Source organism: Flavobacteriales bacterium, assembly GCA_020635395.1.
Taxonomy (GTDB): domain Bacteria; phylum Bacteroidota; class Bacteroidia; order NS11-12g; family UBA9320; genus UBA987.
On sequence record JACJZV010000001.1, the window covers coordinates 79,922 to 100,787 of the forward strand.

Annotated in this window: 19 protein-coding genes and 1 pseudogene; 10 read left to right on the top strand and 10 right to left on the bottom strand. The window is 37.6% G+C overall.

Going from position 1 to position 20,866, the window contains the following annotated elements:
* Positions 1 to 6 precede the first annotated feature (6 nt).
* Positions 7 to 1,188, top strand: coding sequence for a Fic family protein (locus H6607_00315; protein ID MCB9260809.1), 1,182 nt, complete (start codon positions 7 to 9; stop codon positions 1,186 to 1,188).
* Positions 1,189 to 1,418: 230 nt separating this feature from the next.
* On the opposite strand, the pseudogene H6607_00320 reads toward H6607_00315, so the two are convergent.
* Positions 1,419 to 2,870, bottom strand: a pseudogene (locus H6607_00320) (IS1182 family transposase).
* 362 nt (positions 2,871 to 3,232) lie between these two features.
* Between H6607_00320 and H6607_00325 the strand changes: the two are divergent.
* The 3 genes from H6607_00325 (at position 3,233) to H6607_00335 (ending at position 6,675) form a co-directional block, all read left to right on the top strand.
* Complete coding sequence (locus H6607_00325; protein ID MCB9260810.1) at positions 3,233 to 4,360, top strand: Fic family protein; 1,128 nt, start codon at positions 3,233 to 3,235, stop codon at positions 4,358 to 4,360.
* 288 nt (positions 4,361 to 4,648) lie between these two features.
* Positions 4,649 to 5,425 carry a hypothetical protein gene (locus H6607_00330; protein MCB9260811.1) on the top strand — a complete coding sequence of 259 codons (777 nt, stop codon included), beginning with the start codon at positions 4,649 to 4,651 and terminating at the stop codon, positions 5,423 to 5,425.
* Positions 5,425 to 6,675 carry a hypothetical protein gene (locus H6607_00335; protein MCB9260812.1) on the top strand — a complete coding sequence of 417 codons (1,251 nt, stop codon included), beginning with the start codon at positions 5,425 to 5,427 and terminating at the stop codon, positions 6,673 to 6,675. Before H6607_00330 ends, H6607_00335 begins: the two co-directional genes overlap by 1 nt.
* Here H6607_00335 and H6607_00340 read toward each other — a convergent pair.
* The 4 genes from H6607_00340 to H6607_00355 form a co-directional block, all read right to left on the bottom strand.
* The gene (locus H6607_00340; protein ID MCB9260813.1) at positions 6,670 to 6,999 is read right to left on the bottom strand and encodes a hypothetical protein; all 330 of its coding nucleotides are present in this window, start codon (positions 6,997 to 6,999) and stop codon (positions 6,670 to 6,672) included. The two genes, H6607_00335 and H6607_00340, sit on opposite strands and share 6 nt — an antisense overlap.
* Positions 7,000 to 7,022: 23 nt before the next feature.
* Positions 7,023 to 10,640 (bottom strand): TraB/GumN family protein, encoded by a 3,618-nt coding sequence (locus tag H6607_00345; protein ID MCB9260814.1) that lies wholly within the window; start codon positions 10,638 to 10,640, stop codon positions 7,023 to 7,025.
* Positions 10,641 to 10,710: 70 nt separating this feature from the next.
* Positions 10,711 to 11,160 (bottom strand): D-tyrosyl-tRNA(Tyr) deacylase, encoded by a 450-nt coding sequence (locus H6607_00350; protein ID MCB9260815.1) that lies wholly within the window; start codon positions 11,158 to 11,160, stop codon positions 10,711 to 10,713.
* The gene (locus tag H6607_00355) at positions 11,161 to 11,739 is read right to left on the bottom strand and encodes a nitroreductase (GenBank protein ID MCB9260816.1); all 579 of its coding nucleotides are present in this window, start codon (positions 11,737 to 11,739) and stop codon (positions 11,161 to 11,163) included.
* Positions 11,740 to 11,836: 97 nt separating this feature from the next.
* On the opposite strand from H6607_00355, the gene H6607_00360 reads away from it, so the two are divergent.
* The 6 genes from H6607_00360 to H6607_00385 all read left to right on the top strand — a co-directional run bounded on the left by H6607_00360 (position 11,837) and on the right by H6607_00385 (position 15,260).
* Entirely contained in the window at positions 11,837 to 12,439 is a 603-nt protein-coding gene (locus H6607_00360; protein MCB9260817.1) for a superoxide dismutase, read from the top strand.
* Positions 12,440 to 12,540: 101 nt separating this feature from the next.
* The gene (locus tag H6607_00365) at positions 12,541 to 13,038 is read left to right on the top strand and encodes a transcriptional regulator (protein MCB9260818.1); all 498 of its coding nucleotides are present in this window, start codon (positions 12,541 to 12,543) and stop codon (positions 13,036 to 13,038) included.
* A 60-nt stretch (positions 13,039 to 13,098) separates the two neighbouring features.
* On the top strand, positions 13,099 to 13,464 hold the full coding sequence (locus tag H6607_00370; GenBank protein ID MCB9260819.1) for a hypothetical protein: 366 nt from the start codon (positions 13,099 to 13,101) through the stop codon (positions 13,462 to 13,464).
* Positions 13,465 to 13,477: 13 nt separating this feature from the next.
* Positions 13,478 to 13,879: a hypothetical protein gene (locus H6607_00375; GenBank protein ID MCB9260820.1), complete on the top strand. Its 402-nt coding sequence runs from the start codon at positions 13,478 to 13,480 to the stop codon at positions 13,877 to 13,879.
* A 168-nt stretch (positions 13,880 to 14,047) separates the two neighbouring features.
* Positions 14,048 to 14,620: a hypothetical protein gene (locus H6607_00380; protein ID MCB9260821.1), complete on the top strand. Its 573-nt coding sequence runs from the start codon at positions 14,048 to 14,050 to the stop codon at positions 14,618 to 14,620.
* Positions 14,586 to 15,260, top strand: a complete 675-nt coding sequence (locus H6607_00385) for a hypothetical protein (protein ID MCB9260822.1) — start codon at positions 14,586 to 14,588, stop codon at positions 15,258 to 15,260. The genes H6607_00380 and H6607_00385 overlap by 35 nt, the downstream gene beginning before the upstream one ends.
* Before the next feature lie 314 nt (positions 15,261 to 15,574).
* Here H6607_00385 and H6607_00390 read toward each other — a convergent pair whose 3' ends face one another.
* From H6607_00390 to H6607_00410, 5 genes are read right to left on the bottom strand one after another with little or no spacing between them, the layout of a single operon-like run.
* Positions 15,575 to 15,808 carry a hypothetical protein gene (locus H6607_00390; protein MCB9260823.1) on the bottom strand — a complete coding sequence of 78 codons (234 nt, stop codon included), beginning with the start codon at positions 15,806 to 15,808 and terminating at the stop codon, positions 15,575 to 15,577.
* Positions 15,805 to 17,079 carry a DUF2851 family protein gene (locus H6607_00395; protein ID MCB9260824.1) on the bottom strand — a complete coding sequence of 425 codons (1,275 nt, stop codon included), beginning with the start codon at positions 17,077 to 17,079 and terminating at the stop codon, positions 15,805 to 15,807. The genes H6607_00390 and H6607_00395 overlap by 4 nt, the downstream gene beginning before the upstream one ends.
* Positions 17,080 to 17,097: 18 nt before the next feature.
* Positions 17,098 to 17,895 carry an orotidine-5'-phosphate decarboxylase gene (gene pyrF / locus H6607_00400; GenBank protein MCB9260825.1) on the bottom strand — a complete coding sequence of 266 codons (798 nt, stop codon included), beginning with the start codon at positions 17,893 to 17,895 and terminating at the stop codon, positions 17,098 to 17,100.
* 33 nt (positions 17,896 to 17,928) lie between these two features.
* Positions 17,929 to 18,633, bottom strand: a complete 705-nt coding sequence (locus H6607_00405; protein ID MCB9260826.1) for an SAM-dependent methyltransferase — start codon at positions 18,631 to 18,633, stop codon at positions 17,929 to 17,931.
* Positions 18,633 to 20,723 (bottom strand): carboxy terminal-processing peptidase, encoded by a 2,091-nt coding sequence (locus H6607_00410; GenBank protein ID MCB9260827.1) that lies wholly within the window; start codon positions 20,721 to 20,723, stop codon positions 18,633 to 18,635. Before H6607_00410 ends, H6607_00405 begins: the two co-directional genes overlap by 1 nt.
* Positions 20,724 to 20,866: the final 143 nt, after the last annotated feature.

Sequence of the window (20,866 nt, forward strand, 5' to 3'; positions counted from 1 at the left end):
TTAAAAATGACTACAGAACTACATTTAATAAATTGGAGAAGTGGAAATACTCAAGCCGAAAGATTAGGTGCAAAAATCCTAATAATGGAAGGGTACGAATCTGTAGACCCTCAATGTCCATTGGGAGGACCTGATGGATTAAAAGATATAGTTTGTGAGAAAAACGGATGGAAGTATGTTGCTGCTTGCTACTTTGGAATTGACCAAAAAGATTTTAAAGAGATAAAAGAAAAATACACTCACGATTTAGAAGGTGTTGCTAAAAACAACGCTAATGGAATTGTATTTATCACTAATCAGCACATAACACCAACAGAACGCCAAGTTTTAGAAAAAATAGCTGAAGAAAATGACAAAACAGCAATTATTTACCATAAAGAAAGAGTCGTTGCTATTCTAAACAGTCCTTTAGGTTATGGTATAAGACTAGAGCTTTTTGGTATTCAAATGAATAAAGAGGAACAAATGTCATTTTTTTCTCAACAAAACAACTACCTGAAAAAACTACTAGACCAGCAATCTGATTTTTTACTAAAAGAAATATCAAAACGCATTGACGGTGTTCAAAAACCGATAAGAAGAATTGAAAAATTATCCTACGAAAATAGAGAGCGGACTAGAAACCTAGAAGAATTAATAAAAGATGGAACTGTATCTAGCGATAAAACTAAAATCCCAGTTTCTACTGAATTAGAATCTACTTCTAATCTGACTTTAGAACGACTACTCTCAATCCATAAACTTTTACTTTTTTCAGATTCAATTCACGGACTTGGAGCATTAAGAAAAGTCCAAGTTTGGATTGCAAGTAATAAATCGGGTAACATAGAAGATGCAACATATGTTCCACCCAAAGCTGATAAAGTCCAAGAATTGACTGAAAAACTTTTATCCGATTGGAGAGACAATTACGAAAAATTTGAGAAAGGTAATCTTGGAGATAAATTAAAAGCAATTACAGAGTTTCATTTAGAATTTTTAAGTATTCATCCATTTTTAGACGGAAATGGACGAGTTGCTAGATATTTACTTAATCAACAAGCTTCGGAATTTTTTGGAATTGATTATCAAATTATCCTAAAAGACACACAAGCTTATTATTTGGCAATTAATGAAGGACATAATGGAAATCTTGAGCCTTTAACTAAAATATTAACTCAAGCGATTTATGGAAAAGAAACAATTTGAACTAAAATAACTAGGCACAACAATGGTAGCTGTTGCACAACTCTTGAAAAAAGAAAAAATGCTTAAAAATCAAGAAAAAAACAAAAGGAAATAGTGCCATTTAAGGCACTCTAATTTAAACGGCAGGGTTTCGTTATACAAAAAAATGAACCGCCCAAAATGCATGAAAATGCTTCTAATAACTTGATTTTAAGAAGATTTGACGTTTGCTCCATTGCTTGCACATTGCCTTGTACTTTTTTACGGCTAAAGTTGAGGTATTTTTTGAGGTTGTAGGTTAGGGCAGCCATCAGCACATGCTTGTTGGCTTGTTTCATCCCTCGGCTGTTTATTTTTTTCATGTTCAAGAAGTTGATAAGCGTGCCCAACACTGGCTCTACCGTGCTGCTGCGTATTTTGCTTATCTTCTTTGCATACTCTGGATTTTGGGCTAATTTTTGGTGCATACGGTCGTAGTAGGGTTTGTCTATGCTTTCTTCTATCTTTTTAAACTTGGTGCTTTTGCCACAACATTGTTCTCGCAAGGGGCAGTTCTTGCAACTTGATTCTGAACTGCGGTATTGCTTTTTTTGGTAGCCTTTACTGTCGGTTTTTATACCCTTAAAGGTTAGTATTGCTTGGTTTCCTCCCTGCTTTTGACACTCGTATTGATTTTGGTCTTTATTAAATTTAAAACCTTCTCTATTGGGTTTATACAACCCAAAGTTGGGTATATAAGCATCTATATTTTGTTCTTCGCAATACCGTAATGCTGTGCCGCTGCTGTAGCCCGCATCGGCCGTTAATTGATCTATGGTAAGGTCGTTTTCTTTCAGATTTTTGATGGTTTGGCTTACTATTTCGGGTAGGTTTTCGCTGTCTTTGCTGCCTGCTGTGCTGGCACATGCTCCGGTTATTACGTGGTGGGCATCATCAACTGCCAATTGGCCACTGTAATTCAATTGGCGGGCTTTGCCCGGTTTTACCGATATTTTGGCTTCGGGGTCGGTGGGACTGTAGTGTGTGTGATTGCTCAAATATTTAGGCCGAATGTCGTTGCCGTTTTCGTCTGTTTTTACAGTTTTATTGTTGCCTGGCATTCCTTTGTAGGCTTCTTTTTTCCAGTTGTGATGTCGCTCTACCAACTTTTTTCGGCTGCTCGTTACCTGATAGTCCGAGTTTTTGTTCAACTCATCTAAGTATGCTGGTGCATCTGCCACTACCTGTTTTTCTATCAAACTATCCATGCTGGCATTGGCTTTTATAAAGGCACTATCCACCGCTTGGCGTTTGCCTTTTACCATTCCTTTTTGTATGCAAAGCCTCAATACCTCTTGAAACAAACTCAAAAATACTTCTTCGCCATACAACTGTCGGGTGCGGCTTATGGTGCTGTGCCAAGGCAATGATTGGTCTATATCATACTTTAAAAACAACCGAACATCCAAACAATTTGAACAATATTCAATCAGTTTTCTGTCGGAGTTGATGTTGTTTAAATAGCCCACCAACAGTAGTTTAAAGAACACCACGGGGTCTATCGACTCCTGACCTTCTGTGCCATAGTATCCTGCCGTGGCTTTATACAAAAAGTGAAGATTTAACGCCTCCCCAAGTTTTCGATAGAAATTATCTTTGGGAACCAAGTCTTCTAAACTTACTTGATAGAACATTTTTGGCTCTATCTCTTGTCGTCCTTGCATGGTGTAAAGATAGTCAATATTTGTTTATCTTATTGATTAACAGTGTGTTGTGAACATTTTTCCGCGATTTTGTCTATAACTATTTTTTTTACCTTTGAATGGTTTGGTTGTGCAACAGGCACAATGGCTATAAACAATTGGGGCATAAGTGATTAAACGAAAATATAAACATAAAACAAAGGTCGGTGCTAAACCGAAAAGTTAGAAAGTAAAATCCCCAACTGTTCATAGCCTAAACCGTTACCAGTAAGTCAAAGAGATACCCCTGCAACGAATAAAGTTGATTATTGATGCAAAATAAGCAACGATTAATTTTGATTTGCGTCCAATAACGGTTATTTTCGTTGCAAATAATGCATTGAATGAAGGCGTTTATACATCAAAAAGACCATTGGCCAGAATTTACCTGGAATAATAATCATTTCTTGGATTTGTTAAGTGAGGCAAGAAATTTACAGGGAAGACTTATTGGAAAAATGGAAACATTAGGTTTTGGTTTGAGAAATGAGGCCCTACTTGATACATTGACTCTTGATGTGCTAAAATCATCGGAGATTGAAGGCGAATTTCTTAATCCTGACCAAGTGCGTTCATCAATTGCACGCAGATTAGGAATGGAAATAGCAGGAGTAGTGGATTCAGACAGAAGTGTGGAAGGAGTTGTTGAAATGATGCTTGACGCAACTCAAAAATGTTTTGATCCTTTGACTGCCGACAGACTTTTTGGTTGGCATGCTGCTTTATTTCCGACAGGAAGAAGTGGAATGTACAAAATTACTGTTGCGGATTGGAGAAAAGATACTACAGGGCCTATGCAGGTTGTATCTGGAGCAATGGGAAAAGAAAAAGTACATTTTCAAGCACCTGACTCCAATTTGGTGGAAAAAGAAATGACTCGATTTATTGATTGGTTCAATAACAAAAAAATTGACTTGGTAATTAAAGCTGCAATTGCACACTTATGGTTCGTTACAATCCACCCCTTCGAAGATGGAAATGGAAGAATAACAAGAGCATTGACAGATATGCTTCTTGCTCAAGCTGACAAAAGTAACCAACGATTTTACAGTATGTCCGCTCAGATTCGGTTGGAAAGAAAACAGTATTATGAGATATTGGAAAACACGCAAAAAGGGAATTTAGATATAACTGATTGGATTGTTTGGTTTTTAAACTGTTTGATTAATACTTTAAAATCCACGGATTCAATACTTACAAAAGTTTTATTCAAAGCTGATTTTTGGCAAAAGCATATAGATTCAGCAATAAATGACCGACAAAGAAAATTATTGAATATGCTAATGGGTGGATTTGACGGAAAATTAACTTCATCTAAATGGGCGAAGATTGCAAAATGCTCCAAAGATTCTGCAGTTAGAGATATAAACGATTTAATTCAGAAAGGGATTTTGCAAAAAGAAGCAGCAGGAGGAAGAAGTACAAATTACGAACTGAAAGGAATGCCAACTGGTAGCAATAAATGTACATAATGTGGGTGATTTGCTACATTTCAGCTTTAAAGCAATTAATAAAAAATGTAGCGGTTTGACAGTGAAGTGCCTTAAAATCCCGAAAAACGTATATTCGAACAGTTACCCCCAACTTCCCCAAAACGTTAATTCATAACCCTAACGGAATTCATTTTCATGTTAATCCTAAAAACCCAGAGATTCATCGCTTCACTCTAAATCCACGAAATAGGCTGAATTATACAGCCTCGCCACTTTTTTGTAACCATCTCACCATTATTTCCGTTATTTGCTTGATATTTAGTATAAATGAATTTTCGAATAAAAAGTCTAATCATTTTTTTGGCCGTTGGTTTCGGGCAAGCTAATTTTAGCTTTGGCCAGAATACCGATAAATTCTTTAAACCAAAGCAGGGGTATTTAATTGATATTCAATATGCTGCACAGATTCCGGGAGCAGATTTGGCCGATCGGTTTGGTTGGAATTCGGCCTTGGGAGTGGGTGGTCGTTTTAAGTTTGAATCCGGCTGGATTGTGGGTCTAAACTACAATTGGATGTTTGGCAACAACGTAAAAGAAACTAACATGTTCGATTCCATTTTGGGCTCTACCGGCGAAATTATTGATCAAAATGGACAGTTTTCTGTGATTCGTTTAAACGAACGTGGCCACCAAGCAAGTGCCAATGTTGGCCGACTTTTCCCGATTCTAAAAAACAATCGCAACTCTGGTATTTTGGTAGAAGCCGGGGTGGGTTTTATGTTGCATCGCATTGATATTTACGCTTCATCTACCACCGTGGCTCAAATAACGGGCGACTACGAAAAAGGATACGACCGACTATGCGGAGGACTGATGACCACACAGTTTGTGGGCTATCAGCACTTGGACATAAAAAAACAAATCAATTTTAAGGTTGGGTTTTGTTTCAACCAAGCTTTTACGCAAAGCATGCGTAGCTGGGATTTTGACACCCGACAATACAACGCCACCAAACGCACCGACCTACTTCGGGGGTTTCAAGTGGGCGTTACCATTCCGATGTACACCAAAAAATTGTCGGAAGAAGAGTTTTTTACTGATTGATGCATCTGCTATATAACGCTTTTGTTTTTTTAGTTTCCCTCCTTTTTGTTCCCGTTTCGCGGTTTTCTACCAAAATTAAACATTTTGTCGATGCCCGAAAAAATTGGGAAAAGAAGATTTTAGATTGGCAACAATCTCGCAAAAATCAAAAACCCATTCTCTGCCTTCATTGTGCTTCGTTGGGCGAATATGAAATGATTGTGCCCATTATTTCTCAAACGCAAATTCAAGAAAAATATCATTGTGTGGTAAGTTTTTTCTCTGAATCCGGATACAAAAACATGAAAAACTATGGACTCGAAATTGATGCATTTTATTTGCCCATCGACACCCCAAAAAACATGAAAACCTTTTTGCAATTGCTCAACCCAAGTGTTTTTGTTTTGGTAAAAAATGAATTATGGCTCAACTTATTGCATCAGCTTAACCACCTAAATATCAAAACATTGCTTGTAAATGGGATTTTTAGAAAAAATCAATTTTTGTTTTCGACTTGGGGAAAAGCTTGGCAAAAGGAATTAAAAAAATTTGATGCTGTTTTTGTTCAGAATAAGGATAGCTATCAATTGTTGGAACAATATGGTTTTAGGAACATACGCCACAGTGGGGATTTACGTTTTGACCGTGTGCTGCAAATCAAGAAAAATGCACAACCGATTGACAAATTGGCTCGTTTTGCGGAAAACAATACAACCCTTATTGCAGGAAGCTCGTGGCCGGAAGAAGAAGATTTGCTGTTGCATTTTTTAACCAATCATTCCGAAAAAAACTTGAAATTGATTATTGCTCCGCATGATGTTTCTGAAAAACACATCGCTGAGATACATCAAAAATTCCGGCCGTTAGGGGTATCTCTCTATACGGATGAAGAAATAAACCGGAACAACCAAGTATTGGTTATAAATGGCATTGGGGTTTTGAGCAATGCCTATCAATATGCCGATGTTGCCATTATAGGCGGTGCTTTTGGCAAGGGGCTGCACAATGTGTTGGAGGCCGCTGTATGGGGATTGCCCGTTGTATGTGGTTCAAACATTTCCCGTTTTCCTGAGGCCTTAGAAATGCAACAAAATCAGTTGCTATTTGCCGTTGACGGGCAAAATCAATTTGATGATTGCTTGAAAAACCTGCTCGTTACAGAAACATTCAAAACCAAACAATCCGAAATAAAACAATGGGTGGAGGCGAAATCGGGGAATGTACCTCCTGTTATATCCAAACTGATTTCAGAGGACGAACAAAACCTATAAATTTCTGTCTATCACATCTTCATCCAACTGAGAATCAACATTTTCGAATCTCGATTTTAACCACTTATATAGCAACCAACAAGCCAAAAGTCCAAAAGGCATTGCTATAAGTCCAATCCAAATCTGATCTATTCTATCTTCTGATAAAATCAAATTCTGTAATTCCGTTAAAGGAAAAATGAACATAATCATTCCGGCAATAAACGTAGCTACGTAATAGGCAGCCACACCTAAAATAGCATAACCCCACCCATTTTTACCATTCTCGCGGGCTAAGTCATAAAAGTTTTTGCCAATAAAATAAATTAATAATAAACCAATCATATTCAGCCTGTTAAATCATAATTTCAATACCCATAAAAACCACGATATTTTCGTTTCTCTTTCACTCTTTTTCGGTCGGCATACAGCAAATGATCAATTACATCCTCCATGGTTTTATCCAACTCTTCCTCATCGATGTAGTCATTGCCGTTGTCTTTTACATCATAATCTTTTGGCACAATGGTGCTGTCTTTAGGCATTATGCCAATATAATCATACTCCCATTGCTTGTCGTTGTATTTGTCTTTTTTCTTGAAAACATATACATATCCTTCGCCATCTTTGTTTCTTGCCTCATACCTTTTTAAAAACTGAACACTGTCTTTTTCGGTTACGCTATTGTATTTATAAAGCATTGATTTGGCAATGTTTTCTTGCGTTAAACAACTGTCGGGAATCAAATGCAATTGGTTTATTTCTTTTAATTTTTCGTAAAGTTTTATCAGATACTTTTCTCTATTGGCAAAATGCGGCCAAATGGTATCATTCACATCCATTCCTGCCTCGAGCATTTGAACACTTGTGGTAAATAACTCGCCCTCATCATTCAATTTTTTGGTTCGCTCAAAATAATTCTGCACATCCTTTTGATTTTTAAACGGAATCAACAAAGTGTTGTATGGCTCTAATGTGCTGCTTGGTTCGTAGTAATAATAACTTCTATAAGAATTTCCGCCCGACGCTTTATTAGCCTCCGAAATGGTTCTTTTCAATTCGTCTTTAGCTTCTCTCAAAATGTCTTTTTTGTATGACTTGTATTTTTTGGGTTTCAGCACTCCGCTATCCACCATTTCTGCCATCAAATCATACACATTTGACTGATACTCGGGATAACGGGTAAACTTTAACAGAAACGGAAACAAATCGGTATAGGTAGTCAAACTGTCGCTCATTCTCGAAGTAAGCTGGCTCACCGAACTTTTATCTACCAATGGCGTTTCGTATTCGAGCAGGGTTTTGAATAATTTGGTGGCTGGTTTTGAATGCTGATTGACCAAAGCTTTTAACACTGCCACCTGATATTGGGCTGTGTCCACATTTTGCTTGTAATATTTTTCTAAAAAAGGCAACACATCTCGATGTTTTATAAAACCCATTGATTCTATCAAATCCACTTTATCGGAGATGTCGTAATCTTTGTGTTTAAAATTTTCTATCACATCAATCAATTTATCCAAATGTTGCTTTTCAAAACGGATTTCATCTACCGATTGTATGGCATAGTCCACCGCCAAACTATCGCCATGTAATAAGTCATCAAAGAATATGTCGGCTTTGTTTTGCGTAATAGGCAATCCTACCACTGTGTCTGGATTAGGTGTGAAACTTGAAACAAAACTTTGGTAAAGCGGACTGGGTTTGCCTATTTCCGAAACGGCTCGGATGCTGTATAATATGCCTCCGTTTACCTTGAAATGAAAATGAATATTTCGAACACTATTTGTGTCGGAAACCACCAAATCATACTCTGTGCTGTCTTCACTTATTTTTTCAACATCAAAAACTAATCCGCTGCCCAAATAGTCCTTTTTAACACTTCTCCAAAGTGTGTCATACGCTGAGCGATAGAAATATCGGGAGAATTGCTTAAAACCTAAGCCGACCTGCTGATCGCTCATGGGTTCTTGAAAGACAAGATAATCTCGGCGGCCATCATAGTCTCGGTTGTTTTCTTTGTTTCTTACCCGCTCCGAAACTTCTCTCAAATCAAAATTGGCAAAACCACTTCTTTTTACTGGAGTTTTTACGCTGTAATGGTAGCTTGTGTCGTTAAACACAAATTCTTCTCTTATAGGTTTTGATTGAGTAAACTTAAACGATTCAAAAAACTGTTTTGGCCACTCCTCACTGTTGGTTTTAGCCAAAAGTTGATAATATCGAGGTCCGTCAACAAAATAAAGGCTATGCAAATATTTGTTTGAATCTTTGCACGTTGTTTTCATGGCAGGCCGGCCATTAAAATTGAAAAATTCCTTTGGCCCGTGTTCCAACTTCATTTCTTTATGAAACTCATGCGAGATGTAACTTAGCTCAAACGTATCTTCTTCTATATAAAAATAATCATGCAATGAGGTTCGATTTACATAGAAAAACTCATCGCCATCCATGGCCTGAATCTGAACATCGCTACCCAACATGTAGTCATGTTCTTTGTCTTTTTCCTCGGTAATAGGAGTTCCGGGCAAATCAATGTCGAAGCCATATATGCTGTGAAACGTACTCCAATCAGCCGTTTTTCCTTTAATTTTTAGTGATGAAAATACCTCTTCCAAATTGTTATTGTCTTTCACATAATCCAACGTGCCACCAACTTTAAAAATGATTAACTCAAGTGGGGTAGCCACAATTAAATATCGCTGATAATCGCTTTTTTTGGTTCGGTTTATAATATCAAAACCCGGAAAACCATTTCTTTTTATTTCCTTTTGTTCGATTATTTTTCCGGGAATATTTTCAAAAAGCAAACTGTCAATGCGTTTTATCATGTAATCCTGATCTTGATTTCGCATGGTGCCGGCATATCTCAAACGGGTTAATGAATAGGTTGCTCCGTTTGACATATCGGGGAAATAGCTGATTTTATATCCGCCATAGGCAGGGGTTTCAAACATCTTTCCCGGTAGTTTTACCTCTATCCATCCATCGCTGGTGGTATAGGTTTTAAAATCTTGTTTTACATAGGTTTTTTCAAGTTTGTTTTTGTAGTTTTTGCTGTATTCGTCGATGTTTCTAACCACTGGTCTCAGGGTATATCCTTTTGCCCGAAGCAGTTCAATAACCCCTTTTTCGCCTGCAAGATGAGCCGCACCAATGCCCGTAAATAGTTTTGTTCCGGATTGGATGATGGAATCCATGCGGTTGGCCATGATAATGTTTCGATCGTGTAGCATATATTTTTGGTGGTTGTTGCCCGGATCCATTAAACGTTGCAACGAATCAACCATGTCCAAATCACCGTTTCTATAGGCATCCTGCATCATCTCTCCAGGATTTTTACCGGAGTTTCTTATTTTTCGGTAGTCCACACTTTCCACACGGTCTTCTTCATCCTCATCGGGTATTTCCGATTTTTGAACCAACCGGTGTGATTCCATGAAATCTTCGAGTCCTATCACGGGTTTGTTCAGTTTTTTTCCAGCCTGATGAATGTACATATCCAGATAGGTTTCTTCCTCAAATTCGGCATCGTAGTCCGACTCACGATAAAGCAATCCGTTCATCAATCGGCTATTGAAATTTAGGCTTCTGCCCAAAGTTTGCTTATCAAACTCAATAATGCTAAAACCTTCTCGATAAAAATCGTTGTAATAAGACGAACGCCCGTATAAATCGCCGACTTCTTCCAAATATTCGGTGCTATACATTTTTTCGAGCCATTGGGTTGCATCGCTCTCCAGAGCCACCGCATCACAGCTTTCTAAGGCCATAAAAAACGTATCACCCAAATGGAAAGCCACTTTGCTGCTTACGTGCATGGTGCCATACAAATAACTCGGCTTGGCCACTCCGTTTCCCGAAATTTCCCACAACAAAGAGGGATATTTTTTGGGAGGCTCCTGCCCATAGATTAATGTGGAAGAAAGCAAAGTAAAGGCGAAAACTATAACGGCGAATTTGGACTGAAATCTAATTTTATTCATTCTTTGTTTTTAATATTTCGCAATATATTAAAACAAAAGTTGATTTTGCTACACTTATCGTTCTAAAAACCTACTCCTTATTCCGACTGTCAATTATAATTGTTACCGGACCATCGTTGGTAAAACGTATTTGCATATCGGCACCAAAAATTCCGTTGACAGTTTTGCAGCCAGTTTCTTTCATTTTTTGGGTAAAATATTGATAGAGTGGCTCGGCCTTTTCGGGTCTTGCAGCCCTTATATAGCTTGGGCGGTTGCCCTTTTTTGTAGATGCATGAAGGGTAAATTGGCTTACTACCATCATTTCTTTGTTTTGGTCAATTGCAGATTCATTCATCACTCCGTTTTGGTCGGCAAATATTCTAAGATTGGCAATTTTTGCGGCCAGCCAGTCAGCATCGGCTTTTTCATCCACTTCCTCTATTCCCAACAAAATCAATAATCCCGATTCTATTTCTGAAACTACTTTTGCTTCAACCTCCAATCTGCAGTGGTTTACTCGTTGTATTACAGCTCTCATTTATTCGTTCGTCCAAATTACTTTTTCTTTAATATCTCCACGGCTGCTTTGGGGTGCAACGCCATCCGCTTTTATCATTCCCAAATAAAAAATGCCCAAACATTCTTGGTTGCTCTCAAGATTTAAAAATTGAGCAAACTCGGGCAAATACACCAAATTTCCGGTACTCCAATATCCGCCAACCCCGTCAAATTTGGTGGTAGCCAACCATAAATTTTGCACAGCACATGCCACTGCCTCTCTTTCTTCTACTGCCGGAAGTCCGGGTTTATCACTTTTGTGCAATACAATGGCTATGGCATGCGAAAGCTGCTTTTTTCGAGTAGCGTATTTATCATATTTGGCTTCGCTAAAATTTTCTCCACTTGTCTTTTTATATAGTTCGGCTAAATTATCCAACAAATTTTCCAACCCTTTTCCGGCAAATACCCTAAACCTCCACGGTTCGGTGTGGTAATGATTGGGAGCCCAATTGGCACAATTCAGCAGCTCCCACACAATGCTGTCCTCTACTATTTCACCACTCATTTGTGCCGTATAAAACGACCGTCTGTTTTTTATTGCTGATAAAACATCCATAAATTCATTTTTTTGCCGAACAATTTTAGGCTTAAATCCTTTATTACTGTGAATGATTAAATAATTTTGTCACAATAATTTTAAACAAAAAACGAATATTATGGCTTTTGAATTACCGGCATTACCCTATGCCTACAACGCTTTAGAACCACACATAGATGCCCGCACCATGGAAATTCACCACGGAAAACATCATGCAGCCTACATTGCCAAATTGAATGCGGCCATTGAAGGCACCGAAATGGAAGGCAAATCCATCGAAGATTTGATGAAAAACCACACCGACAACGGTGCCGTGCGAAACAATGGTGGCGGACACTTTAACCATACGCTTTTCTGGACAGTGATGTCGCCAAAAGGTGGCGGAATGCCCACCGGCGATTTGGCAACAGCCATCGAAAATGATTTGGGTGGATTTGAAGCTTTTAAAACCGCTTTTAGCAATGCAGCCGCCACTCAATTTGGCAGCGGCTGGGCATGGCTGTGTGTGTGCAACGGCAAATTGTGTGTTTGCAGCACTCCAAACCAAGACAATCCAGTGATGGGTTCGGGCTGCCAGGGCACGCCTATCTTGGGTCTTGATGTGTGGGAACACGCCTATTATTTGAATTATCAAAACCGTCGTCCAGACTACATTGAAGCATTTTTTAATGTAATAAACTGGGACGAAGTGGCCAAAAGATACGCTGCGGCCAAGTAGTTAAAAGACTTCATTTTCATAAAACCCTCCAGAAAATTCATGATGGGTTTTATATTTTCAGAAATATTTGAAAATATAAAAATCTAATTTATATTTGCCTCGTGGAAATTAAAGAAGCACAAGATCGGTTTATTCAAGGCTGGGGGCAACTTGGTGCCAGCTGGGGCATAAACCGCACCATGGCTCAAATTCAGGCCGTGTTGTTGCTTAGCCCTAAACCACTTAGCACCGACGAAATCATGGAAAAACTTCAAATATCAAGAGGTAATGCCAACATGAATCTTCGTGAGCTTATGGCTTGGGGCATTGTTTATAAAAGTTTTGTGCCTGGTGATAGAAAAGAGTATTTCTATTCCGAAAAAAACATGTGGGAACTGGCAAAAAAAATATCAAGAGAAAGAAAGAAACGTGAGTTGGAGCCATTGGTAAGCATGCTCAATGAGGTAAAATCGGTGGAAGGTAATAGCGAAGAAGTACTGGAATTTAAAAAAGTGGCAGAATCAGCCACCAGCATGGCTAATAGAGCAGAATCAGCGTTGGATTTAGTAATGAAACTGGAAGAATCCATCTTTTTTAAATGGATGACCGGAACAAAATAATTTTTTTTATTATAAAGTTTCATTATTTATTGAAATTACAAAATATATAAATATTATAAAATGAACTATCAAGTTTGGAGTTATGGAATGTATTTTTTGGCTACGGGCTATATCACGATTATAGTGGGTTACGGCTTTTACAAGAATGGCTTTGCACTTATTTTAGACTTGTTTTCTCAAAACCACCAAGCTGCAAACGCCATTAATAAAATTCTGTTGATGGGGTACTATTTAATCAACCTTGGCTACGTAGCCCTTTCCATTCGATTGTGGCCACCAATATCCAATGTAAACGAACTGTTGGCCGAACTATTTTACCGTGTTGGAACCATAATGCTCATTCTTGGGCTCATGCATCTAAACAATGTGGTTTGGTTATACATTCTTTCTAAAAGCAAAAAATTTATTCATTACATAACACACTAAAAATTAATTTATTATGGAAGCACAAGCACATCAAACGTTATCAAACATTTACCTGATTTATCTTCCGGTAGCCGTAGTTTTAACCCTTTTGGTAGCCCTTATTTTCTTTAAGAATTCTAAAATTTTTATGCTCGATATTTTTAACGGTCGGGCAGAAATTGCGGACAGCACCAATGCATTGTTTAAAATTGGCTTTTATCTACTGAGTTTGGGTTTTGCACTTTTTCAAATGCGGACTCGGATATACGAAAGCATTACAAAAGCTACCATGTATGAGGTATTGAGCGACAAAATTGGCACCCTTAGCGTGTTTCTTGGCATCATGGTTTTTCTAAACCTTTACCTACTTTTTAGAGGCAAAAGAAAAAGCAGGGAAAACCAGCTCCGGCAGCGAGTTCGAAGAGTGGAAGAATAGTTTGATCACATGGGAAAACTCTAAAAATTTTTTATTTCTTGTAAGCATTATTTGGTCTGAAATATAAAAGGATACACTTTCTCTAATTTTATTTTTCGTGCAATCTATAGGAAATCTCCTAACTCAAATCAAGCATTTGTAACATATATTTGCATAAAGATTTTTAAAATGTCCGAAGAGCAAAATCTAAAAAAAATAGACACAGGTAGTTCGGTTGATATATTAATTAATGAGTATAACCTATGTGATGCCAGAATTAGTACATGGCAAAATAGGCAGGATATTGTAATGCAAATTTCTCTTTTATTAATTGGTGCTTCAATGTCTTTTTGTGTTATTAACGACGTTGCACCGGAATTTTACCTAATTATTCCAATTATACCAATTATAATTATTTCCCAAATTGCCTACCATCATATTAAAACTATTGTAAATCAAGGGTATAGAGAATATTTACAAGATAAAATAAATGCATACTTGCCAGAAAAAAATGTAAAATACACCACACTTGTGAAGAAATATTTACTGGACTCAAATCCTGTCTCCAAGTTTAACAAAATCTTATTCCCTGCCACAGTCGTTATTTCAATTATTTTTTCACTTGTGATGTCAGAATTTAATATGTATGTCGTAATTGGGAACATTGTTTTATCAGTTTTTACAGTTCTTTATGGTATAAGTATTCGAAGATTTTTAAAAAATTTGAATGAAAGGGTTAAGATATTTTGTAACGAGAATTAGTCAATTAATTTTTATAATTTTCTTCATATTCTTTTCATTTTGCACTATATCAGCATTTAAAGTTCATAATCAAATCTTATCATCAAAGAGAATAAACCTTAATGGTGTTTCAGATACTGCTGTTGTACATTTTGTGCATGGCTCTATTCGCAAGGAAAATTGTTCTTACACAAAAAAGAGATTAGGTGGATTTTTGGGTGGTCATGTAGAAATTGAAGTTGATGGTTTTGTTTATGGCTTTGTTCAAAATAGTTTACCAATTCATTCATTACCTCAAAAAAAATTCAACTCTAGAATGGAAAAACATAACCGTCAAGATTGGCAAGTTAAAGTCTCAAATGACAAGGTTACGTCAGTATATTTACCGATTCAAAGATTTCAAAAAAATAAATTGAAGCAAATATTAAATTCATACTGCAATAAAACTCCATATGATTATGCCTTTTGGGGGCAACGTTGTTCTTCTTCTTCTGCCAAAATATTGTCCGACGCAGGAATTTTTCCCCAATTCAGCACTGGTAATGCTATTATTGCTTTCTTTTACCCCAGATTATTTCGCCATGTAATGATAAACTTAGGTAGAAAACACAATCTAAGAATTAAGGTAAAAAAGGGAGTAGAATGCTATTATTGGGAGTAGATAATTTTCTGATATGAGTTTTTCTCATTTTGTTCATCTGTTGCAAAAATTTAGAAAAAACTTTATAAAAAAACAGAAATCTAAAATTAGCAGAAATATGTCCTAAATTCAACTTAATTATCTGAGAGGGTCTTCAAAAATAGAAAACCATAGAAACTATGAGGTTTTGGTGGACGATGTTTTACTTGCAAAGAATTCATATTCTGTTCAAAACAAAAAACTTAAGAGCCAAAACTTCGATTTCAAATTTAATTGAGAAATACGCAATTGGGCGTACACATTTTAAGAAACCCGTTCAGGTATTCCTAATTTCATCACAAATCCCACACAGATTTTTTGGTGCGTCCCAATCGGGTTTTTACTTCCATCCAAAATGCCACGAATAGGTACACCAAAATGGGTGAACCAAAGGTTATGAAAGATAGGTATATGAAATACAGGCGTATTCTAGATTCGCCTATTCCGAGTTTTTCACCCAGGTAGGTGCATACACCAAAAAATCGCTGCTCAACAATAAACTTCCAAGTATTTAATATTCGCTGTTTCATTTTTGTTTTAAAATGGAATGACCTACGCTGCAGACCAAACATTTTTTAAAAGTACAATATTTAGTTTTTAGTTGCAAAATTCCTTGTGTTTGCAGTGCATTTTTGGCCAAAAATCCGTGTTTTTCGTAAAATTGAACTACATTATTTTTTTCTGGTAATGTGTTTTCGAGCAGGGTCAAAGCCTCTACTGTCAATGCCTCACTATCTATAGAATGAGCATAGCAAAACACGGTTGGCACGATGGCATTTATTATAACCAAATCAATGGCCAACCGACCCAACTTTTTCTCTTTGAGTTCAGACAAAGTGTCAAACCGATAGTGTGTTTTCCAATATTCCGAAACATCGCTTTTAAATAGTTTATGCAATGCCTTCGTGTTCAAATTTTCTTTGGTTTGAGCAAAGAGATGTTCGTTTTTGTGAATTAAAACAGCCAACTGAGCCAATCGGATGGTTGGAAAATTGGCGGGTCGCAAGCGTAAAAATTTCCACAAATGTGGCGGTATGGTTTGCAATTGGTATTTGGCTTTTAAAAATTGAAACTCTGAGTATAAATCTTTTCCATAACTATCTACCAACGAATCGGTTAAAAAGCCTGCCACGCCAAAAATAAGAGCCTCCGTTTGAAATAGATTGTTTTTGTGTTTGGCCAACAATTTATTGGGCAGCATTTTAGCTAACATTTCAAAAGGGGTTTGATTGATTTTTAGACCCATCGCTCGGCATACTTCCTGATAAAAAACTTCCTGCCAGTCGTTGTTTTGTTGCTCCAACTTTTGCAGAATAGGTTCGGTTTTTTCCTGCAATCTTTCTATGGCCAATTGCTCTACATACAGTGCCTTTGTTGACTCTGAGGCCAAATGCAACATGGTTTCGCAGGGTATTTGGTTTTTATTATTGGTTATGGTTTCATATTTTGCAATTAAGTTCGGACTAATTTTGTCTTTCAACTCCACGCATGGAATTTTTGTTCCATTTGTTCTAAAAACATCAGAATCATGCTCAAAAACCACGTGCAAAATACAGGTGTCGTATTGTTTATCTGTTTGATGACTGTGCAAAAACCAATCGCTGCTTTTTACGTGTATTTCAATATTTCCGGCCCATCGGGTAGCATTCATTTCCAAAATTGCTCCAACAAAATCGGGTCCACTATGCGTGTTGTGCATTCCCACGTTTTTCAGCAAAATCTGCTCTCCATCGGTGGTGCAAAGATTATTTTGGCTAAACTGCTTTGTTTGCCAGATATAGTGTAAAAAGGCTTCGTTCATGGCGTTTTTTTTATTTTATCAAAAATAGGTTTTCATTTCGTTGTGTAATTTTTGAGCTTCAATGTTGGCCTTTTTGGCAAAATCTTCTCCGCTTGAGGCATAAATAATACCCCTTGATGAATTTATAAGTAGGCCGCAATCTTTGTTAAATCCGGCTTTTGACACACCTTCTAAACTGCCACCCTGACTTCCAACCCCGGGAACCAGCAAAAAATGGTTAGGAACAAGTCTGCGGATTTCAGCAACATATTGGTCTTGCGTGGCTCCTACCACAAACATCGTATTGTCCTCACTTCCCCAAGTAGCCACTTTTTTAATTACCTCTTCATATAATTTTCCGTTTGGCGTTTGCAAAAACTGAAAGTCGGAGCTACCATTATTGCTGGTTAGCCCCAAAACAATAACTACTTTACCATACTCCATAAAAGGCTCTACCGAATCTCGACCCATGTACGGGCTGACAGTAATACTGTCAAAATTCATGTTTTGCAAAAAAGCCTTGGCATACATTTTTCCAGTGTTTCCAATGTCTCCGCGTTTTGCATCAGCTATGGTAAAACAGTTTTTCGGAATCATTTCTAAGGTTTGCTCCATTATTTTCCAGCCTTCCGAGCCATATTGCTCATAAAAAGCCGTATTAATTTTATAGGCTACTGCATGGGCATGTGTGGCATTGATTATTTCTTTGTTGAATGCCACCATCGATTCCGGTTTTCGACCAAAATGTTTGGGCAATTTTTCTAAATCGGTGTCAAGCCCCACACACAGGTAGCTTTGTTTCGATTTAATTTCTTTTATGAGTTCTGAGATATTCAACGGAAAAAATTTTGTTCAAATGAAAGATATTTTTTACAAACCCAATAAAAAAACGGCAGGACGTTTATGCAAATGTTCCTCTTTATTGCTCCAATTTCGGAGTTGTTTGGTTTTTATTTCTTGAGTTGGTAGGCTAATATCTACTGCAACACAGAGCATCGTTTGCTCGGGCAATTGTTGTTTTAATTCGGCAATAAACGAGGCGTTTCGGTAGGGTGTTTCTATAAAAATTTGTGTTTCGTTTCGTGAAATATCTGCCAATGCTTGTTTAATAATTTTTCGTTTTCGGATTATGTCGTGTGGCAAGTAGCCATGAAAACGAAAAGATTGCCCATTAAATCCGGAGGCCATCAACGCCATCATGATGGATGAAAAACCCATTAGAGGCACTACCTCTATATCGTTTTTTTGGGCAATTTTAACCACTTCAAAACCCGGATCGGCAACGCACGGTAGGCCGGCATCACTCAATAATCCGATGGTTTTCCCCTCAAAACAAGAGTTTAAATACATTCCAAAATCCGCACGGTCAGAATGTTTTCCCATGAAATGAAAAATGAAATCATCTTGTTTTACCGGCGATTGAATTTCTTTTAAAAATGCCCGTGCGGGCTTTTCGTTTTCAACAATAAACTCATCCAACTGATGTATGAGTTTTAAATTGTAGGTCGAAATAAATTCAGTGTTGCTCTCTCCCAAAAAATTGGGGATGAGAATAAGTTTTCCTTTTTGCGACATTATTTAATCAAATCCTCGGCAATTTGTAGGGTTTCGTAAAGATAGATGTCTTTTTTTACACCTTTATACCAATCATCAACCCGCTTTGTTTTTACCGTATCAGTGGCAGAAACTGCATCTTCTTTGTTGGCCGTTAACACCAAATCTTGATACGCTTTAAACTGTGCATTATACGCATCGCTAACTTCTTTTTTGGCCTGAGTTTCGCTTCGATATTTTGCCAAGTTAAGGGTATAAACCTCATTTTTATTTTGCTCTTCCCATCGGTGAGCGTTTTTTTCGATTTCGGCAAAAAGTGGATTGGTCGAAGTTCTCTGCATACTGTTTGTTTTCGCATTCGCAAAAAGAGCGTTATTTCCGTTTATCACTTTATATTTAGCTGCACTAATCTTGTCATACGGCATGCTGAACTCTTCCTCTTTCTCTCCTGTTTTGATGTAGGTGTAGTTGTCTGCCCAAATAATGTCGGGGGTTACTCCCTTTAGTTGAGTGGTTTCTCCATTGATGCGATAAAACTTCTGCATGGTCAGTTTTAGTGAACCCATGTCGGGGTAACTTTTGCTGTCGAACGTTGCATTCAAATCAATCATGCGTTGCACAGTGCCTTTGCCGTGGGTGGTGTGCGAACCAACAATCAAACCGCGATGATAATCTTGCATGGCGGCAGCTAAAATTTCACTGGCCGATGCACTAAATTCGTTTACCATAAACACTACTGGTTTGTCCCAAACATATTCATTGAACATAGGCTCGAGTGCCTCTTGTTTTTGATTTCGTTGTTTTACTTGCACCACAGGTCCGTTGTTTTCCAAAAACAACCCGGCCATTTCGTTGCAGTCTCCCAATGAACCTCCGCCGTTGTTTCGCATGTCAAAAATCAATGCTTCCGCTCCATTGGCTTTGAGTTTTTCCAATTCGGCTTTTACATCTTTCCAACTGCTACGGCCACTTCTTCCATTAAAATCGGCATAGAAACTAGGTAAGTATAAATACCCAACTTTTTTACCTGTTTCATCATTCAATATCACCGATTTGGCATAGGTCTCTTCTAACTGAACCACATCTCGAACAATCGGAATAATTTTTATTGACCCATCCGGCTTTTGAACGGTCAGACGCACTTCCGTACCTTTTTTTCCGCGTATTAGCTTCACGGCATCGTCAATTTTTGCATTCACAATGTCCACCGGTTCTTCTTTGCCTTGTGCCACTTTTAAAATCAAATCGTTGGCCTGCAACTCGCCCTGCATAGCCGATGGCGAACCGGGAACGATGGAAGTAACTTTTATGTAGCCGTCCTTTTCTTGCAATTGAGCCCCAATGCCTTCCAATTGGCCACTCATGCGAATATCAAAGTTGGCTTTATCAGCAGGTGGAAAATAGTTGGTGTGCGGGTCGTAGATTGAGGTTATGGCATTTACGTAGGTTGACAAATGTTCTTTTCTATCAATTTTAAACATCCGTTCAAACCATTCATTGTGCGTTTTTAAAACAGCTTCGCGAGCCTCTTTCTCAAGCGTTTCAAACGGTTTTATTTCGGCTGTATTTGCCGAGTCTTTTTCTTTGGCCTTTTCAACATCCATTGATGTTGAGAGCCTTGTCATCACGGAGTATTTCAGGTATTTTCTCCAACGCTCTTTCAGTTCCTTTTCGTTTTTGGCATACGGTTGATCTTCTCCAAAATCAACAGTTTCGTCCAGTTCAAAATCAAACGGATTTCGTAAAATATCCTGATAGAACTCCTGACATTGCAGTGTTCTTTCTTTAAAAATTTTTAAACTTTCGTCAAAAAATACATACGTGCCATTTTGGGTTTGGTCATCCAACTCTTTACGGTATTTCTTGAGGTCTTTTACATCCGTTTCGAGCAAAAAACGTTTGTTGCCGTCCAAAAATTCCAAATAGTGGTCAAACGCTTTTTCACTCCAGTCATCATTTACGTCCAAAGGTTCGTAATGGTAATTTTTCAGGTTTTGTGTAATTACCTGCATCAAAATATCCTCACCTGCATCGTTATTCTTAAGGTAAAACCCCAACGAAATAAGACCTGCAGGCACCAACACCATGGCTATTTTTAAGAACTTTTTCATATCGCTACAATCTTACTAATTTATGTGTAGATAATTTAAACCAAACGTGAATATCGTTGTCAAATATTGTTCCATCTGCCAATTTTCGATAGTCGAACATTACCATCGGATGAAATTGCTCAAAGACAATTGCAGTTTTAAGG

What these genes read in the sequence shown, in the direction of transcription:
- H6607_00315 (MCB9260809.1), top strand. Translation starts at nt 7, where the DNA reads ATGACTACAGAACTACATTTAATAAATTGGAGAAGTGGAAATACTCAA.
- H6607_00325 (MCB9260810.1), top strand. Translation starts at nt 3,233, where the DNA reads ATGAAGGCGTTTATACATCAAAAAGACCATTGGCCAGAATTTACCTGG.
- H6607_00330 (MCB9260811.1), top strand. Translation starts at nt 4,649, where the DNA reads ATGAATTTTCGAATAAAAAGTCTAATCATTTTTTTGGCCGTTGGTTTC.
- H6607_00335 (MCB9260812.1), top strand. Translation starts at nt 5,425, where the DNA reads ATGCATCTGCTATATAACGCTTTTGTTTTTTTAGTTTCCCTCCTTTTT.
- H6607_00340 (MCB9260813.1), bottom strand. Translation starts at nt 6,999, where the DNA reads ATGATTGGTTTATTATTAATTTATTTTATTGGCAAAAACTTTTATGAC.
- H6607_00345 (MCB9260814.1), bottom strand. Translation starts at nt 10,640, where the DNA reads ATGAATAAAATTAGATTTCAGTCCAAATTCGCCGTTATAGTTTTCGCC.
- H6607_00350 (MCB9260815.1), bottom strand. Translation starts at nt 11,160, where the DNA reads ATGAGAGCTGTAATACAACGAGTAAACCACTGCAGATTGGAGGTTGAA.
- H6607_00355 (MCB9260816.1), bottom strand. Translation starts at nt 11,739, where the DNA reads ATGGATGTTTTATCAGCAATAAAAAACAGACGGTCGTTTTATACGGCA.
- H6607_00370 (MCB9260819.1), top strand. Translation starts at nt 13,099, where the DNA reads ATGAACTATCAAGTTTGGAGTTATGGAATGTATTTTTTGGCTACGGGC.
- H6607_00375 (MCB9260820.1), top strand. Translation starts at nt 13,478, where the DNA reads ATGGAAGCACAAGCACATCAAACGTTATCAAACATTTACCTGATTTAT.
- H6607_00380 (MCB9260821.1), top strand. Translation starts at nt 14,048, where the DNA reads ATGTCCGAAGAGCAAAATCTAAAAAAAATAGACACAGGTAGTTCGGTT.
- H6607_00385 (MCB9260822.1), top strand. Translation starts at nt 14,586, where the DNA reads ATGAAAGGGTTAAGATATTTTGTAACGAGAATTAGTCAATTAATTTTT.
- H6607_00390 (MCB9260823.1), bottom strand. Translation starts at nt 15,808, where the DNA reads ATGAAACAGCGAATATTAAATACTTGGAAGTTTATTGTTGAGCAGCGA.
- H6607_00395 (MCB9260824.1), bottom strand. Translation starts at nt 17,079, where the DNA reads ATGAACGAAGCCTTTTTACACTATATCTGGCAAACAAAGCAGTTTAGC.
- H6607_00405 (MCB9260826.1), bottom strand. Translation starts at nt 18,633, where the DNA reads ATGTCGCAAAAAGGAAAACTTATTCTCATCCCCAATTTTTTGGGAGAG.
- H6607_00410 (MCB9260827.1), bottom strand. Translation starts at nt 20,723, where the DNA reads ATGAAAAAGTTCTTAAAAATAGCCATGGTGTTGGTGCCTGCAGGTCTT.